14 protein-coding genes are annotated in these 16,512 nt (G+C 71.0%); 13 read left to right on the forward strand and 1 reads right to left on the reverse strand.

Annotated features, from left to right (window positions below):
* Positions 1-23 precede the first annotated feature (23 nt).
* Entirely contained in the window at positions 24-2,966 is a 2,943-nt protein-coding gene (uvrA, locus tag ACYVK5_RS08500; RefSeq protein WP_460703801.1) for an excinuclease ABC subunit UvrA, read from the forward strand.
* Positions 2,967-3,008: 42 nt separating this feature from the next.
* On the opposite strand, the gene ACYVK5_RS08505 is transcribed toward uvrA, so the two are convergent.
* A complete protein-coding gene (locus ACYVK5_RS08505) occupies positions 3,009-3,884 on the reverse strand; it encodes a hypothetical protein (RefSeq protein ID WP_460703803.1) in 876 nt (291 codons plus the stop codon).
* A 469-nt stretch (positions 3,885-4,353) separates the two neighbouring features.
* On the opposite strand from ACYVK5_RS08505, the gene ACYVK5_RS08510 reads away from it, so the two are divergent.
* The 12 genes from ACYVK5_RS08510 (at position 4,354) to uvrC (ending at position 16,506) form a co-directional block, all read left to right on the forward strand.
* Positions 4,354-5,445, forward strand: a complete 1,092-nt coding sequence (locus tag ACYVK5_RS08510; protein ID WP_460703805.1) for a C2 family cysteine protease — start codon at positions 4,354-4,356, stop codon at positions 5,443-5,445.
* Between the two features lie 32 nt (positions 5,446-5,477).
* Complete coding sequence (locus ACYVK5_RS08515) at positions 5,478-5,777, forward strand: hypothetical protein (RefSeq protein ID WP_460703807.1); 300 nt, start codon at positions 5,478-5,480, stop codon at positions 5,775-5,777.
* A gap of 46 nt (positions 5,778-5,823) precedes the next feature.
* Entirely contained in the window at positions 5,824-6,315 is a 492-nt protein-coding gene (locus tag ACYVK5_RS08520) for an OsmC family protein (RefSeq protein ID WP_460703809.1), read from the forward strand.
* Between the two features lie 42 nt (positions 6,316-6,357).
* A complete protein-coding gene (locus ACYVK5_RS08525; protein ID WP_460703811.1) occupies positions 6,358-6,504 on the forward strand; it encodes a hypothetical protein in 147 nt (48 codons plus the stop codon).
* Positions 6,505-6,562: 58 nt separating this feature from the next.
* Positions 6,563-8,026, forward strand: coding sequence for a FecCD family ABC transporter permease (locus ACYVK5_RS08530; protein ID WP_460703813.1), 1,464 nt, complete (start codon positions 6,563-6,565; stop codon positions 8,024-8,026).
* Positions 8,023-9,096 (forward strand): FecCD family ABC transporter permease, encoded by a 1,074-nt coding sequence (locus ACYVK5_RS08535; RefSeq protein ID WP_460703815.1) that lies wholly within the window; start codon positions 8,023-8,025, stop codon positions 9,094-9,096. Before ACYVK5_RS08530 ends, ACYVK5_RS08535 begins: the two co-directional genes overlap by 4 nt.
* A complete protein-coding gene (locus tag ACYVK5_RS08540) occupies positions 9,093-9,905 on the forward strand; it encodes an ABC transporter ATP-binding protein (RefSeq protein ID WP_460703817.1) in 813 nt (270 codons plus the stop codon). Before ACYVK5_RS08535 ends, ACYVK5_RS08540 begins: the two co-directional genes overlap by 4 nt.
* A gap of 196 nt (positions 9,906-10,101) precedes the next feature.
* Positions 10,102-10,899 (forward strand): siderophore-interacting protein, encoded by a 798-nt coding sequence (locus ACYVK5_RS08545; protein WP_460703819.1) that lies wholly within the window; start codon positions 10,102-10,104, stop codon positions 10,897-10,899.
* Positions 10,900-11,162: 263 nt separating this feature from the next.
* Positions 11,163-12,173, forward strand: a complete 1,011-nt coding sequence (locus tag ACYVK5_RS08550; RefSeq protein ID WP_460703821.1) for an iron-siderophore ABC transporter substrate-binding protein — start codon at positions 11,163-11,165, stop codon at positions 12,171-12,173.
* Between the two features lie 139 nt (positions 12,174-12,312).
* Positions 12,313-13,128 (forward strand): helix-turn-helix domain-containing protein, encoded by an 816-nt coding sequence (locus tag ACYVK5_RS08555; protein WP_460703824.1) that lies wholly within the window; start codon positions 12,313-12,315, stop codon positions 13,126-13,128.
* A 110-nt stretch (positions 13,129-13,238) separates the two neighbouring features.
* Positions 13,239-14,246, forward strand: a complete 1,008-nt coding sequence (locus ACYVK5_RS08560) for an ABC transporter substrate-binding protein (protein ID WP_460703826.1) — start codon at positions 13,239-13,241, stop codon at positions 14,244-14,246.
* Positions 14,247-14,391: 145 nt separating this feature from the next.
* Entirely contained in the window at positions 14,392-16,506 is a 2,115-nt protein-coding gene (gene uvrC, locus ACYVK5_RS08565; RefSeq protein ID WP_460703828.1) for an excinuclease ABC subunit UvrC, read from the forward strand.
* Positions 16,507-16,512: the final 6 nt, after the last annotated feature.

Consider the following 16,512-nt stretch of genomic DNA (forward strand, 5'->3'; position numbering starts at 1 on the left):
GACTCTCGGCCTAGGATGCTCGCGTGAGCAATCGGCTGGTCGTATCTGGTGCGCGTGAGCACAACCTCAAGAACGCAGACCTGGATCTCCCCAGGGACGCGCTGATCGTCTTCACGGGCCTGTCCGGGTCCGGGAAGTCCTCGCTCGCCTTCGACACGATCTTCGCCGAGGGCCAGCGCCGCTACGTCGAGTCGCTGAGCGCGTACGCCCGCCAGTTCCTCGGCCAGATGGACAAACCCGACGTCGACTTCATCGAGGGCCTGAGCCCCGCGGTGTCGATCGACCAGAAGTCCACGAACCGGAACCCGCGCTCGACGGTCGGGACCATCACCGAGGTGTATGACTACCTGCGCCTCCTCTTCTCCCGGGCGGGCACGCCCCACTGCCCGGTGTGCGGCGAGGAGATCCGGTCCCAGACACCGCAGCAGATCGTCGACCGCGTGCTCGAACTGCCCGAGGGGACGCGCTACCAGGTGCTCGCGCCCGTCGTGCGCGGCCGTAAGGGCGAGTACGCCGACCTGTTCAAGGAGCTCGGCGCCAAGGGCTTCTCCCGTGCCCGGGTCGACGGCGAGGTGGTCCAGCTCACGGAGCCGCCGTCGCTGGAGAAGAAGCTCAAGCACGACATCGAGGTCGTCGTCGACCGGCTCGTCGCGCGCGAGGGCGTGCAGCGGCGGCTCACCGACTCCGTCGAGACGGCACTCGGGCTGGCCGGCGGCCTTGTCATGATCGACCTGGTCGACCTCGACGCGGACGATCCCGACCGGTTCCGCAAGTACTCCGAGAAGCGCTCGTGCCCCAACGACCACCCGCTCGCGCTCGACGAGATCGAGCCGCGCACCTTCTCGTTCAACGCCCCCTACGGCGCGTGCCCCGAGTGCACCGGCATCGGCTTCCGCCTGGAGGTGGACCCGGACCTCGTCGTGCCGGACGAGGAGAGGTCCCTGCGCGACGGCGCCGTCGTGCCGTGGGCGCAGACCTCCAGCGAGTACTTCGAGCGGGTGCTGACGGCGCTCGCGGAGGAGATGAAGTTCGACATGGACGCGCCCTGGCGCGCGCTGCCGGAGCGCGCGCGGGAGGCCGTGCTGCACGGGCGCAACCACGAGGTGCAGGTGCGGTACCGCAACCGCTGGGGCCGGGAGCGGCAGTACTCGACCGGCTTCGAGGGCGTCATCACGTTCCTGGAGCGGCGGCACCGGGAGACGGACTCCGACTGGTCCAAGGAGAAGTACGAGGCCTTCATGCGGGAGGTGCCGTGCCCCGTGTGCGACGGTGCGCGCCTCAAGCCCGAGGTCCTGGCCGTGAAGGTGGGCGGCCGGTCGATCGCGGAGGTGTGCCGCCTGCCGATCGCCGCCGCGGCGGAGTTCCTCAAGGGCCTCGAGCTGGGGGAGCGCGAGCGGCAGATCGCGGCCGAGGTGCTCAAGGAGATCCACGCGCGGCTCGGCTTCCTGCTCGACGTCGGGCTGCACTACCTCACCCTCGAACGCCCCGCCGGCACGCTGTCGGGCGGGGAGGCGCAGCGGATCCGCCTCGCCACGCAGATCGGGTCGGGTCTGGTGGGCGTGCTGTACGTGCTGGACGAGCCGTCGATCGGGCTGCACCAGCGCGACAACCGGCGGCTCGTCGACACGCTGACCCGGCTGCGGGACCTGGGCAACACGCTGATCGTCGTCGAGCACGACGAGGACACGATCCGCTCGGCGGACTGGATCGTCGACGTGGGGCCGGGCGCGGGGGAGCATGGCGGGCGCGTGGTCCACTCGGGCGACCTGGCCGGCCTGCTGGAGTCGGCCGAGTCCGTGACGGGCGCGTACCTGTCGGGGAAGCGGGAGATCCCCGTCCCGGCCGTGCGGCGGCCCGTGGACCCGGGCCGCAGGCTCACGGTGATCGGCGCGCGCGAGAACAACCTGCGGGACATCGACGTGTCGTTCCCGCTGGGGATCTTCACGGCGGTCACGGGCGTGTCCGGGTCGGGCAAGTCGACGCTGGTGAACTCGATCCTGCACACGGTGCTCGCGAACGAGCTCAACGGGGCGCGGCAGGTGGCCGGCCGGCACACGCGGGTCACGGGCATGGACCACCTCGACAAGGTGGTGCACGTGGACCAGGGGCCGATCGGGCGCACGCCGCGGTCCAACCCGGCCACCTACACGGGCGTGTGGGACCGGGTGCGCAAGCTGTTCGCGGAGACCACCGAGGCGAAGGTGCGCGGCTACGGGCCGGGGCGCTTCTCGTTCAACGTCAAGGGCGGGCGCTGCGAGGCGTGTACCGGCGACGGGACGATCAAGATCGAGATGAACTTCCTGCCCGACGTGTACGTGCCGTGCGAGGTGTGCCACGGCGCCCGCTACAACCGCGAGACCCTCGAGGTGCACTTCAAGGGCAGGACCGTCGCCGACGTGCTCGACATGCCGATCGAGGAGGCCGCCGGGTTCTTCGAGGCGTTCCCCGCGATCTCGCGCTACATGAAGACGCTGGTCGACGTTGGCCTGGGGTACGTCCGGCTCGGGCAGCCCGCACCGACCCTGTCCGGCGGGGAGGCGCAGCGCGTGAAGCTGGCCACCGAGCTGCAGAAGCGGTCCACGGGCCGCACGATCTACGTGCTCGACGAGCCGACCACCGGCCTGCACTTCGAGGACATCCGCAAGCTGCTCGGCGTGCTGCAGTCGCTGGTGGACAAGGGCAACTCGGTGATCGTCATCGAGCACAACCTCGATGTCGTCAAGAACGCCGACTGGGTCGTCGACATGGGTCCGGAGGGTGGCTCCGGCGGCGGCATGGTCGTGGCCGAGGGGACGCCGGAAGCGGTGTCCCAGGTGCCGGAGTCGCACACGGGGACCTTCCTCGCGGAGATCCTCGACGGCACGGTGCTCGTGGGCGCACCGGCGAACGGGGAGTCGCAGGCCGCGAAGGTCACGGGCACCGCGAAGACCAAGGCGCGACGACGCAAGGCCGCCGTCGCGGGGTGAGGGGCGCGGGCGGTGGTGCGCCCACGAGTGCCGTGCCGTCGGTCAGACCACGTCGTAGTCGACCCAGATGTGGACCGCCGTCCGCTCCTCGGCCGTGCGCACCCTGCCGCTGAACGCCTGCGAGGCGAGGCGGGGCTTGGTCGGCTCGATCTCGACCGTGCACGTCTGCCCGGCCATCGCCAGGTGCTCCGCCTTCAGCCGGAACGCGCCGCACCGCCAGCGGGAGTCCGGGCCGGCGGCCAGGTCGAGCACCCGGTGGAACACCTCGAACGAGGCGTAGCTGGCCATCGAGACGGGCAGGGCGGGGAAGCCGTCGAAGTGTCCGCGGCACATCTCGGCCCGGACGTCGAGCTTCGCGTTGCCGCACTGCTCGTGCACGGACACGTCGCTGACGGGCATCGGGGCTGCGTACGGGTTCTCGGGGGAGTCGGCGTCGGTCTCGGCGGGCGGGCCCATGACGCGGCGGAACACCGCGGCCGCCATCACCTTGTACTGCACGTCCATCCGGGCGATGAGGGCCCCGGCGGAGTCGCGCAGCTCCGTGTGGACGACGACCTGCCGGCGGTTGCGCCCCTGGACCACCGCGGTCCCGATCAGCGGGCCGGGAGCGGGTGTCTCGCCGGCCGGGTACATGCGTCCCACGGTGCGGTGCGCGAGGTAGTAGTGGCGCCCGGCGACCGGGCTGCTCGTGGCCGCGGCGGACAGGCCGAGGACGGCCAGGTGGCGGCCGACCTCTCCGACGCCGATGACCTGGGTCTGGCGTCCGGGTGGTGCCTGGATGGGGACGACAGCGGTGACACGCCCGGGCGTGACACTGTGAAGGTCTTCGAGGGCGTAGTACGGTCGGGTGACACAGATCAGCGGTGCGATGTCGTCGTAGGTGGCCGTGGCGTTTGTGGCGTTTGCGCTGGTCGGCACGGAGATCACCCCTGGGGTTCGCCTCGTGTGGGTAACTGCCACTAAGACTCGCATATCCGGCAAAGAGGGCCTAGACCCTCGAACCGTTTGATGTCGCGAGCTCCCTCTCCGCAGGCCGTTCCGCCGGGGGCTGCCCCATCCGTCGAGTGCCAGAAAAATGTGCCAAGCATGCCGCCTCCGGCATACGGTTTCCGGGCGGAAACTGGCTAGATCGTTGACCCTTCGTGACCTTGGCCGCCTGGCTCCGGCGTCGCGGCGAACGACCGGCCAGTGCCACGGAGCCCCCGCCGGCGCGCAGCACCGTGTGACAAACAGCACAACCCCGGCTGGAGGCGCCTCGCGACCAGGGCGGAGGCTGTCTGCCGGTCGATCCGCGACGTCGGCGCCGTGGGCGAAGTGCCCCTCCCTGCTGGTCGTGACGCTCCCCGCGGTGCTCTACAGTGGCCCCCGACAAGGGAGGATGCCGGGGATGTCGGAGATATACGGCGCGGATATCGAGGCGCTGCGAGTGCTGGGAAACACGATGGTCCGGCACGGTGACGTGCTCGAGGCCGCCGTCGGCAGGGTCACGGACGCGGTGACCGCGGCGGACTGGTTCGGCCCGGACCACGAGATGTTCGCCGACGAGTGGCGCACGGTCCACGCCGCGGCCCTGCGCGCGGCCGCGCAGAATCTGTCGGAGGCCGGGCAGCGGGCCATCGAGAACGCGGACGACCAGGAGCAGACGAGCGACTCGTACGACGGCGGCGGTGTCCCCGGCACTGCCCGCGGCCCGGCGCCCGAGGGCACGGACCAGAGCTCGCCCGACGGCCAGGGCGACAAGGCGGCCGGCGACCTCGGCGACATGGAGGACGCAGGGGAGGTGTCCCTCGACGATCAGGCGATCGACGCGAGCGAGATCGATCAGGGCAGTCTCGCCGACTGCTGGTTCCTCGCCTCGGCGGGCGCCATCGCCGAGCAGAACCCGGAGTGGATCCGGGAGCACATCGAGTACGACGCGGAGGACGGCACCTACACCGTGACGTTCTACGAGAACGGCGAGCCCGTGGAGATCACCGTGGACTCGAACGTGTACGAGGACGCCGCCGGGGCCCCGAACGGCGACCCGTCGTGGATCTCCATCTACGAGAAGGCCGCCGTGGAGTTCCTGGGCGGCGAGTACGACGACATCGAGTACGACAACCCCGCCAGGGCGCTGGAGATGATGACGGGCCAGGACACGTCGAGCGACTCGCTCGACCCGTTCTGGGCGTGGCAGGACCCGCCGAGCCTGGAGTCCATCGGCGAGCGCCTGGACAACGGCGAACCGGTCGTGGCCTCCAGCCCGGACGGCGGCGGCTGGTTCGGTGATCCGCCACCGGACCAGGAGGTGGTGCAGAACCACGTCTACACCGTGGAGAGCGTCTCGTCCGACGGCAAGACGGTCACCCTGGTCAACCCGTGGGGCCCGGCCGGTGGCACGGGCGGCGACGGGGAGCACAAGCCGGGGACGATCACCATGACCGCGGACGAGTTCTATGAGAACTTCGAGACGGTGACCTACGGCGGGTCGATGTCGTGACCGACGCCGGCGAGCGAGTGGAAGGAACGGCCATGCCCGACGACACGGGAACGAAGCCGGGGGCGGGTCCCGTCTTCCGGGTGAAGCAGAGCGCCCAGACGCGGATCGGTGCCACGCGTATCGGCGTCATGATCGCCGGTCCCCGCGACGGCGTGCCGACGGCACGTCTCCTCGTCCGGTCCGACGACGGGCAGCGGGCCACGGTCGACGTCGAGACCGGCGGGCGCGTGGACCTGTTCGGCGAGGGCGAGCTGGAACTCGTCGGCGTGGAGGGCGGGCGGACCCCGAAGGAGAAGAGCGCGGTCACGGTCCGCCACATCGCGCCGGCGTGACCGCGAGGCGTGGCCCACGTCACTCCTCGCGGCTATGGTGTGCACCATGAGCGGAGCCACTCATGACTATGCCGTCGACGTGACCTGGACCGGTGCGGGGGAGGCCGGGACGTCGTCGTACACCGCCTACTCGCGTGACCATGACGTGGTGCTGCCGCACAAGCCGGCGCTGCCGGGCACGGCGGACCCGGCGTTCCGCGGGGATCCGGGCCGGTACAGCCCGGAGGAGCTGTTCGTGGCCAGCCTGAGCCAGTGCCACATGCTGTGGTTCCTGCACCTGGCAGCCGTCAGCGGGCTCGTGGTGCGCGAGTACACGGACTCGGCGACCGGCACGATGCGTGTCGAATCCCGCGGGGAGGGGCAGTTCACCGATGTGACGCTGCGCCCGAGGATCGTGGCCGACGACGGCGAGATGGCCACGGACGAGCAGGTCGAGGCGCTCCATTTCCGTGCTCACGACATGTGTTTCCTGGCCCGTTCGGTGAACTTCCCGGTGCTGGTCGAGCCGGTGCCCCTCGCGGCCATCGAACACTCGTGAGGACCGTGTCGGTGGCCTGACCTGATCGTCGCGTCGGTCATGATGTCCACCTTGGTCGTGGGCCCGTTCTACCTCGCCGGCGGGCTCGGGCTCGCACCGGCGGGCATCGGCCTGGTCATGACCAGCGGGCCCGTCTCGATGATCGTGGGCGTCCTCATCCTGGCAAGCCTTCCCCGAAGGACGCGCTGACGGTGGGTGGGCACCACGCAGCACCCGGCTAGTTCTGAGGCAACGCTAACCTAAGCCGGTGTCTCTCACCGACCTGGCCGCCAGCGGCTCCGGCGCCGACCCGCGGGCCGACCACACCAGGGTCGAGATCCCGCGGGGTCCGGCCCCCTGGGCGCTGCGCCTGCTCGCCGCGGTGCTCGACGTCGCCGTGGTCGCCACGCCCGCGGTGATCGGAGCCCTGATCGTCCACTCGTTGCGTGACGTCAACGGCGGCGGACAGATGGACCGGCTCGTCTTCGGGTCGTTCGCCGCTGCCGCGACGGTCGCGACCTACGTCTGGAACCTCGGCTTCGCGCAGGGCCGCACCGGCTCCTCGGTCGGCAAGACATGGTGCGGCCTGGTCGCGCGAGGACCGAGCGGGCAGCCGCTCGGTGTACGGGCCGGTCTGCTCCCGTTCACGACCCGCGAGGTGGTGCGGCGCCAGACCGCGGTGAACGAGGGCTTCACCGAGTGCACCCAGGACATCTCCTCGACATCGCTGCGGGTGCGGCGCCTCACCGGCCTGGCCGCCTGCGCGGTCCTCCTCGCCGTCGTGGCGCTGGCCAGCCTCGCCGTTGGCGCACGGCCCCTGGGCCTGGCGGAGATCGGACAGGCGGTGACGCCGCCGTACGACGTCGGCGTCACCGATCCCGAGATCATCGTGCGGAGCCTCCGGCTCCCACGCACGCTGCTCGCCCTGGTCGTCGGAATGGCGCTGGGCATCGCCGGCGCGATGATCCAGGGCCACTCCCGCAACCCCCTGGCCGATCCGGGGATTCTCGGGGTGAGCGCTGGGGCAGCCTGCGCCGTCGTCCTCGCCATCCTGTTCCTCGGGGTGGGGTCTGCCGCCGGCTACGTGTGGTTCGCGCTCATCGGCTCGTTCGTCACCAGCGTCGTCGTGTTCGCGCTCGCCTCGATGGGCGCCCGCGCGCTGTCGCCCGCGTCGCTGATCCTCGGCGGCGCGGCGGTGGCGGCCTTCCTCTCCTCGATCACGTCCGCCGTGGTGCTGCTGGACCAGCGGACCCTGGACTCCTACCGGTTCTGGGTGGTCGGGTCGGTCGCCGGGCGAGGGCTGGACGTCCTGTTGCCCCTGCTGCCGTTCTTCGCGGCCGGACTCCTGCTCGCACTGGCCGGTGCTCCGGGCCTCAACCTGCTCGGGCTCGGTGAGGATGCCGCCCGGGCCCTCGGCGCGAACATCCCGCTCCACCGAGTTCTCGGCGTAGTGGCGATCACGCTGCTGGCCGGGACCGCGACCGCGGCCTGCGGCCCGATCGGTTTCGTCGGCCTGGTGGTGCCGCACATCGCGCGGACCGTCACCGGGCCTGACTACCGTTGGATCCTCCCGTACTCCGCGCTGATCGGTGCGACGCTGCTGATCGTCTGCGATGTGATCGGCCGGGTCGTGGCCCGGCCGGGCGAACTGCAGGTCGGCATCGTTCTCGCCCTGGTGGGTGGCCCTTTCTTCATCGCCCTGGTGCGGCGGCGGAAGCTGGTGACCCTGTGAGGGCGGCACTCGATGAGCGGGCGGCGACGGCGGGGCGCCGCAGCGTTCGCCTCGGGCCGGTGTCGGCGGTGTGGCGGCTGCGGCCGGTCGTGGCGAACCTGGTGCTCGCGATGATCGTCTTCGTCCTGTTCTGCGCGAACATCGGCCAGGGGGACTACCCGATCAGCATTCCCGGCGTGGTGGAGGTGCTGCTCGGCCAGGGCGCCCAGGTGGAGCGCTTCATCGTGCTGGACCTGCGGCTGCCGCGCGCCCTGGTCGGAGTGCTCGTAGGCGTGGGCCTGGGGATGTCGGGTGCCATCACGCAGTCGATCACCCGCAACCCGCTGGCGAGCCCCGACATCCTCGGGATCACCGCCGGAGCAGGTGCCGGCGCGGTCGCCGTCATCGTCCTCGGCGGCTCCACGGCCTTCGGCGCCACCCTCGGGGTGCCGGCGGCCGCGATGGTCGGTGGACTGCTCACGGCCGCCGTGATCTATCTGCTCGCCTGGCGCCGCGGTGTCGAGGGGTATCGGCTGATCCTGGTGGGGATCGCCGTCAACGCCGTTCTCATGGCGCTCATCACCTGGATGCTCGTCGTCGGCGACATCGGGGAGGTCTCACGCGCGACCGTGTGGCTCAACGGCTCCCTGAACGCCCGCGACTGGACCCACGTCTGGACCGCGGCCCTCGCGGTCGGCGTGATCGGCGCCATCGCGCTGGTATCGACATTCTCGCTGTCCGCGCTGAAGCTCGGCGAGGAGACGGCGCGCGCCCTCGGGGTACGGGTCCAGTTGAGCCAGGCGGTGCTGCTGATCGCGTCGGTGCTGCTGGCCGCGATGTGCGTCACCGCCGCCGGCCCGATCGGCTTCGTCGCCTTCGTCGCACCTCAGCTCGCCCTGCGCCTCGCCGACACGGCGGGGCCCCCGATGCTTGCCTCCGGGGCGACGGGCGCGGTCCTGGTGGTGGGTGGCGACTACATCGCCCGCGTCCTGCTGCCGGTGGAACTGCCGGTCGGTGTGATCACCACCGCGATCGGCGGCCCGTTCCTGATGTATCTGATCATCCGCACGAACCGAAGGCTTTCCCGATGACGTCGCATGATCTGTCCGCGCATGACCTCACCCTGGGGTACGGCGACCGCCTGGTGGTCGAAGGCCTCACCACCGCGATCCCGGACGGTGCGATCACCACGATCATCGGGCCCAACGGCTGCGGCAAGTCCACACTGCTGCGGGCGATCGCGCGGCTGCTGCGGCCGAGGTCCGGTCAGGTCCTCCTGGACGGCAAAGCCATCACCTCGATGCGTACCCGCGACGTCGCCAAGGTGCTCGGAATGCTCCCGCAGTCACCGGTCGCGCCCGAAGGCCTTGCGGTGGCGGATCTCGTGGCCAAGGGCCGCCATCCCCATCAGGCATGGTGGCGGCAGTGGTCCGGGGACGACGAGTCGGAGGTGGAGGCCGCCCTGCGCCTGACCGGCATGCAGGCCCTCGCGGGCCGCCCGGTCGACGAGCTGTCGGGCGGCCAGCGGCAGCGGGCATGGATCTCGATGGCCCTGGCACAGGAGACCGACATCCTCCTCCTGGACGAACCGACCACCTACCTTGACCTCGCACACCAGGTGGAGGTGCTGGACCTCGTCGACACACTGCAGTCCGAACTGGGCCGGACGGTGGTGATGGTGCTGCACGACCTGAACCTCGCCGTCCGCTACAGCGACCACCTGATCGTGATGCGCGACGGCGCGATCGTCGCACAGGGCGCACCAGAGGATCTCGTGACCGTCGAACTGCTCCGTGACGTCTTCGGCCTGGAGAGCCAGGTGCTGGTGGACCCGGCATCCGGACGCCCGCTGATCGTGCCACTGGGGACACGGCGTACCGCTCCGGTCGAACAACACTGAAGCGGTCCGCCGCGACCCCTGCGCGACCTCGAATCGCCCTGGCCGCCAGGCGGATCAGGAATATAGGTTAGGCTGGCCTAAACAAGTGCCGTCATGTGTATGTGGTGCGTTCGTCTGGCGGGAGAGGCCGCCGACGGCGTCGACGAAGCGCTCAGCGAGCTGAGCCGGACGAGGAGTAAGCGTGTACGGAGAGGTCGTGACGACCCAGCTGCTCAGCCCACAGCTGGTGAGGGTGGTGCTCGGCGGCAGCGGGCTCGACGGGTTCGAGCCGTCGGAGTGCTCCGACGCCTACGTCAACTGCTTCTTCCTGCCCGACGAAGCGTCGTACGGCGTGCCGTTCGACGGCGACGCGGTGCGGGGGCTGTCCCGCGAGCAGCGGCCGTTCCCGCGCCGGATCACCGTGCGAGCCTGGGACGCGGCACGCCGCGAGCTGACGCTCGACATCGCGGCCCACGGCGACGTCGGGTACGCGGGCAGGTGGGCGTTGCGGGCCCGGCCCGGTGACCGGCTGCAGTTCCGCGGTCCCGCCGGCGGTTATGTGCCGCACCCTGAGGCGGACTCCTACCTGTTCGTCGGTGACGAGAGCGCGCTGCCCGCGATCGCGGTCTGCGCGGAGTCCGTCCCACCCGGTAAGCCGGTGACGGTTGTCGTGGAGGTCGCGGACAGGGCCGGCGAGATCGAGCTGACCTCACCGGGCGTGCTGGACGTGCACTGGGTGCACCGCGCGGGGCGAGCCGACCTCGACCACCTGCTCGCCGACGCCGTCGCCGGCCTGCCCCGCCCCGAGGGGGTTGTCACCGCCTTCGTGCACGGCGAGGCCGTCGCCGTCCGGGCAGTTCGCCGGTTCCTGCTCGCGGAGGGCGTCGTCGGCCTCGACCACCTCTCGTGCTCGCCGTACTGGCGCCGCGGATACGAGGACGAGCAGTGGCGCGCCGTCAAGGGTGCATGGGTGCGTGAGATGAACACCGAGACCTTCGTCCCCGCCACGGCCTGATCAGGCATCGATATCAGGAGTCGATCGCGTCGAACTGCGGCCTGTCGGTCCCGGTGATGACAGCCGCGTCCGGCAGGGCCGCGACGTAGGCACGGGGCGTGGCGCCGGTCGCCGGCCGGAAGGCGCGGACAAAGGCGCTGGGCGTCGCACAACCCACGCTGTGCCCGACGGCGCTGGCCGATCGGCCGTCGCGCGGCAGCGGGGCGCTCCGCCACCGCAGCGCCGGCGCCCGCTACCAAGACACGAAAGCCAAGGAACATCTCATGACACTCCTCGACACCCGACGACGCGGGCCCGCGCCCGCCGCCGTGGCACTGGCCGTGACCCTGGCGCTGTCCGCCTGCGCCGGTGGCGGCGAGCCCGCCGCCACCGGCGCCGCCACGCCGACCACCCACGAGATCGAGGACTACTTCGGCACGGTCGAGATCCCCGCCGATCCGCAACGCGTCGTCGCCGCCGACCCCGTGAGCCTGAACCTCATGCTCGCCCTCGGCGTGCAGCCCGTCGCCGCGTCCTTCAACCCGAACTCCATCCCCGAACATCTCGGCGGCCAGGCCGACGGCATCGTCAACATCGCCGGCGCGGGAGGCGGGTTCGAGCCTGATCTCGAGGCAGCGCTCGCGCAGGAACCGGACCTGATCGTCGTCGCCGCCGGCTACACCGGCGAGGGCGACGAGGCATGGAACAAGCAGACCTACGATCAGGCGACCGCCAGCGGCGTGCCGACCTTCGGCTTCGCCTATGACGACGGGGTCTCGCTCGACGACGTGCGCAACGGCGTGACCGAGGTCGCCGGCGCACTCGGAAAGGCCGAAGAGGGCGAACGACTGCTCGCGAACCTGGAGGAGCGCATGGCCGGCCTCGCCGACCGCGTCGAGGCCGCCGGCCTCTCCGGCAAGCCGGTCTCGGCGGTCCGGCTGAGCGACGGCGGCAACTACTCCATCCGGGTCGGCACCGGTGAGAGCATCGTCTTCCGCGCCCTCGGGGTCGCTCAGCCGGAGGGCCAGCGGGATCCCAGCATGTTCCGCATCGAGCTCAGCGAGGAGAACCTCGACCTGCTGGAGGCCGCCGACACGATCTTCGTGTACGTCGACGACAACGCCGCCGCGGAGCGGGAGGAGTTCATCTCCTCGCCCCTGTGGCCCACGCTGCCGGCCGTCGAGGCCGGTCGCGTGCACTGGGTGAACTCCGGGGTGTGGAACTCCTCCGACCCCGTCGGCCTCGGGAAGATCCTCGACGACATCGAGACGTCCTTCATCGAACCCGCCGAGTAGTGCCGGTGGGGCCCGTGTGCACGCATCACGGGCCCCGTGGGAGCATCTCGCGGCTACGATCGTCGGATCGGCTGCGGCCTGGCGCGAGGGAGGCGGTGTGGCGATCGATGCACGGCAGGCGCCCCGCAGGGCGAGGTTCGTGACCCGCCGAGCGGACCCGGCGCAGACGGAGATGCCCTCCGACCGGCCGAGGATCGTGCCCGACCCGTACTTGTTCGGCAGCATCATGTTCGAGGCGGAGAGCGCGACGGGGTGGGGCCGCCACGAGCACGAGCGCGAGCACCAGCTGGTGTGGCCGGTTTCCGGTGTCCTCACGGTGCAGGCATCCGGAAGCGTGTGGCACGTGTACCCCGGGCAGGGCGCCTGGTTCCGTGCGGGGGATTCCCATGCCGTGTCCACACGCGGCGCGGCGCGATTCGGCATTACCTACCTGCGCGATGACGTGGAACGTTTCCAGCCGTCCGTGACCGGGGGTACGACGGTGGTGCCCGCACTGCGCGAGCTCCTGGTCCACATGAACCGCGAACGGCTGGACCTCACCGCGCAGTTGCGGCTGCAGGACGCCTGCGTCGAACTCATGAGGCCCGCACGCGAGCCCTTGATCGCGGTGCCCGTTCCCGATGACCCGCGGCTCGAGCCGATGGTGACCACCCTCCTCGACGACTGCACCGACCCGCGTTCGCTCGAGGAATGGGCTGCGACACTGCGGCTGAGCGCCCGGACCGTCACTCGCGCGATGACCGCGTCCGTCGGGATGACGTTCGGTCAGTGGCGCCGCCTCCTGCGGATCAGGGATGCCCAGGCACTCCTCGCCGACGGCGAGTCCGTGACGGCGACCGCATGGCTGGTCGGCTACCTGTCGACAAGTGCCTTCGTGGCGGCGTTTCGTACCGTGACCGGCCGGACGCCGTCCGAAGTAGGGCCGACCGGGCAGGCGTCCCTCGCGCGGCTCTGACCGTTTCCCGGCACCTCGTGTCCGATCCGCGACAGCGACGTCGCACGGGAGGCCCTTAAGGTAAGCCTGTCCTTACTTACTTGGGGCACGCCCAACCCGAAGGATCCCTCGTGAGAATCACACTGCATGCACGCCGCGGCCTCGCGGCAGTCGCCCTCGTCGTCGCCGCGACCTTGACCGCCTGCTCCGGCGGGACGAACGGCGTCCCCGACGCGGGCCCGTCCGCGACGACCGCGGGCATCGCCGCGGCATTCCCCACCGCCATCGAGCACGCCTTCGGCGAGACGACGATCGACGCCGAACCGGCGCGCGTAGTAACGATCGGCTGGGGCGATCTCGACAACGCGCTCGCCCTCGGCGTCACGCCCGTCGGCTACTACGCACCAGGCGCCATGACCGATGAGCTCATGCCGTGGGCGGAGGAACTCGTCGACGGCGCCCGCCCCGAGTATCTCGGCCCGGAGGCCGAGCTGGACCTTGAGCGGGTCGCCGCTCTCGAGCCCGACCTGATCCTCTCCGTCCAGGGCCACCGCCTCGACGAGGATGTCTACGGCCTGCTCTCCGCCATCGCTCCGACCGTCGTCCACCCCGCCGGGGAGGAGTCCGCCTGGCGGATCGGGCGCGACGCGGCAACCCGGCAGATCGCCGCCTCGCTCGGCCGGCCGGCCGAGGGGGAGCAACTGCTCGACGACCTGAACGCGCAGCTCGCCGCGACGCGCGAGGCATACCCCGGGCTCGAGGGGGAGACGGGTGTCGTCGTCCTGCCGGGTGACGGCGTGTACTACGCATACAACACGGCCGACGGCCGGGGCGAGTTCCTCGCGTCGCTCGGCCTCGTCCTTCCCGACGCCGTCGAGGAGACATCAGGGACCGACTCGATCTACCTGGAGCTATCGCCGGAGGAGGTCGGGCTGGTCGACGGCGACGTCGTCGTCTTCGTCACCGCGGCACCCCAGGACGATCCCGTCGCGACGAACGCACTGTTCGAGCAGTTCGACGCTCGGTTCGTGTCGTTCTCCGACGCGGACCGATGGTCGATCACACTCAACACGCCGCCGTCGATCTCCTACGCCCTCGATCACCTCGTCCCCGCGATCGCCGACACGATCGACGGCTGATCCACCCCTCGGATGAGGGCCGAGCTGCCGTGCCTGGTCCTCATCCGCACCGGCCCCGCTCGCGAGAGCCGCGGCGTAGGACGCGTCGGCCCGGCCGGTCCCGGCCGGGAGAACACTGTCAGACACCTGGCCTAGTGTTCAGGGCATGGCAGATCCGGCCACCTACCGTCCCAAGCCCGGCGAGATCCCGACGTCCCCGGGCGTGTACCGCTTCCGTGACGAGCACGGGCGCGTGATCTACGTCGGCAAGGCGAAGAACCTGCGCCAGCGCCTGTCGAGCTACTTCCAGGATCTCGCGAACCTCCACCACCGCACGCGCACCATGGTGACCACCGCGGCGTCGGTCGAGTGGACGGTCGTGAGCACGGAGGTGGAGGCGCTCGCGCTCGAGTACACGTGGATCCAGCAGTACGATCCGCGGTTCAACGTGAAGTACCGGGACGACAAGTCGTACCCGTACCTGGCGGTCACGCTGGGTGAGGAGATTCCCCGCGCGCAGGTGATGCGCGGGGCCAAGCGCAAGGGCACGCGGTACTTCGGTCCGTACGGTCACGCCTGGGCGATCCGCGAGACGCTGGACCAGGTGCTGCGGGTGTTCCCCATCCGCACGTGCTCGGCCGGCGTCTACCGGCGTGCCGCCCGGTCGGGACGGCCCTGCCTGCTCGGCTACATCGACAAGTGCTCGGCGCCGTGCGTGGGGCGGATCAGTCCCGAGGACCATCGCGACCTGGCGCTCGACTTCTGCGACTTCATGTCCGGCGAGACCAAGCGGTTCGAGAAGCGGCTGACGAACCAGATGACCGAGGCCGCCGAGGCCATGGAGTACGAGCGGGCCGCCAGACTGCGCGACGACATCGAGGCGCTGCGCCGCGCCACCGAGAAGAACGCCGTGGTGCTCGGCGACGGCACCGACGCGGACGTCTTCGCGCTGGCCGGGGACGAGCTGGAGGCGGCGGTGCAGGTGTTCCACGTGCGCGGCGGGCGCATCCGCGGTCAGCGGGGCTGGATCGTGGAGAAGGTCGAGGACATCACCGACGCGGAGCTAGTGGAGCATCTCCTGCAGCAGGTCTACGGCGCCGTCGCGGAGCTCGGCGACGCGGCTTCCGGCGACGGTGCACGTGGCGGAGAGGACGGGCCGGGCGACGGTCCGCGTGCGCGGCAGGGCCGGACGGACGGCGACGTCGCGGACCGCGACGCGGCGCGCGACGCCGTGCCGCGCGAGGTCCTGGTCCCCGTCCTGCCGCCGGACCCCGGCCAGGTCACGGCATGGCTGACCGAGCTGCGCGGCGCGCGTGTCGATCTGCGGGTGCCGCAGCGCGGCGACAAGAAGGAACTCGCCGCAACCGTCCTGCGGAACGCCGAGCACTCCCTGGTGCTGCACAAGACGCGCCGCGCCGGCGACCTCACCACGCGCAGCCAGGCGCTCCAGGAGATCCAGGAGGCGCTCGACCTGGACAGCGCCCCGCTGCGCATCGAGTGCTACGACGTCTCCCACACCGGCGGCACCTACCAGTCGGCGTCCATGGTCGTGTTCGAGGACGGCCTGCCCCGCAAGAGCGAGTACCGCACGTTCAGCGTCCGCGGGCCCGACGGCGACGGCGCGCGGGACGACACCGCCGCCATGCACGAGGTCATCACCCGGCGCTTCAGGCGCTACCTCTCCGACCGTCTCAAGGCCGGCGACGTCGAGCTCGCGTCCGGTGAGGTCGACCCCGAGGACGCCGCGAGCCCCGAGGACGCGAAGCGGTTCGCCTACCCCCCGAGCCTCGTCGTGGTCGACGGCGGCCCGCCCCAGGTCGCCGCCGCCGCGCGCGCACTGGCCGAGCTCGGTGTCACCGACGTCGCGCTGTGCGGTCTCGCGAAGCGGCTCGAGGAGGTGTGGGTCCCCGGCGACGACTACCCCGTCATCCTGCGGCGCTCGTCCGAGGGCCTCTACCTGCTCCAGCGCGTCCGCGACGAGGCCCACAGGTTCGCGATCCAGGCGCACCGCAAGCGGCGCAGCAAAGGCATGGTCGCGTCCGTGCTCGACGACGTTCCCGGGCTCGGTCCCGCCCGCAAGAAGGCCCTCCTGGCCCACTTCGGCTCGGTCAAGAAGCTGCGCGCCGCCAGTGCCGAGGAGATCGCGACCGTGCGGGGCATGGGTGAGGCGACGGCGGCCGCCGTCGTGCGGGCGCTGGCCCCGGCCGCCGGCACACCGGACGGCGGGGAGGAGGGCGCACGGGGCGGCGCGGTCTCGTCCGGCGAGGCGGAGCGGCGGTAGCGGCGC

This window comes from Myceligenerans halotolerans (assembly GCF_054782975.1).

Coding starts and splice junctions, on each gene's coding strand:
- ACYVK5_RS08515 (WP_460703807.1), top strand. CDS start 5,478: ATGCCCGACGACACGGGAACGAAGCCGGGGGCGGGTCCCGTCTTCCGG.
- ACYVK5_RS08520 (WP_460703809.1), top strand. CDS start 5,824: ATGAGCGGAGCCACTCATGACTATGCCGTCGACGTGACCTGGACCGGT.
- ACYVK5_RS08525 (WP_460703811.1), top strand. CDS start 6,358: ATGTCCACCTTGGTCGTGGGCCCGTTCTACCTCGCCGGCGGGCTCGGG.
- ACYVK5_RS08510 (WP_460703805.1), top strand. CDS start 4,354: ATGTCGGAGATATACGGCGCGGATATCGAGGCGCTGCGAGTGCTGGGA.
- uvrC (WP_460703828.1), top strand. CDS start 14,392: ATGGCAGATCCGGCCACCTACCGTCCCAAGCCCGGCGAGATCCCGACG.
- ACYVK5_RS08540 (WP_460703817.1), top strand. CDS start 9,093: ATGACGTCGCATGATCTGTCCGCGCATGACCTCACCCTGGGGTACGGC.
- ACYVK5_RS08550 (WP_460703821.1), top strand. CDS start 11,163: ATGACACTCCTCGACACCCGACGACGCGGGCCCGCGCCCGCCGCCGTG.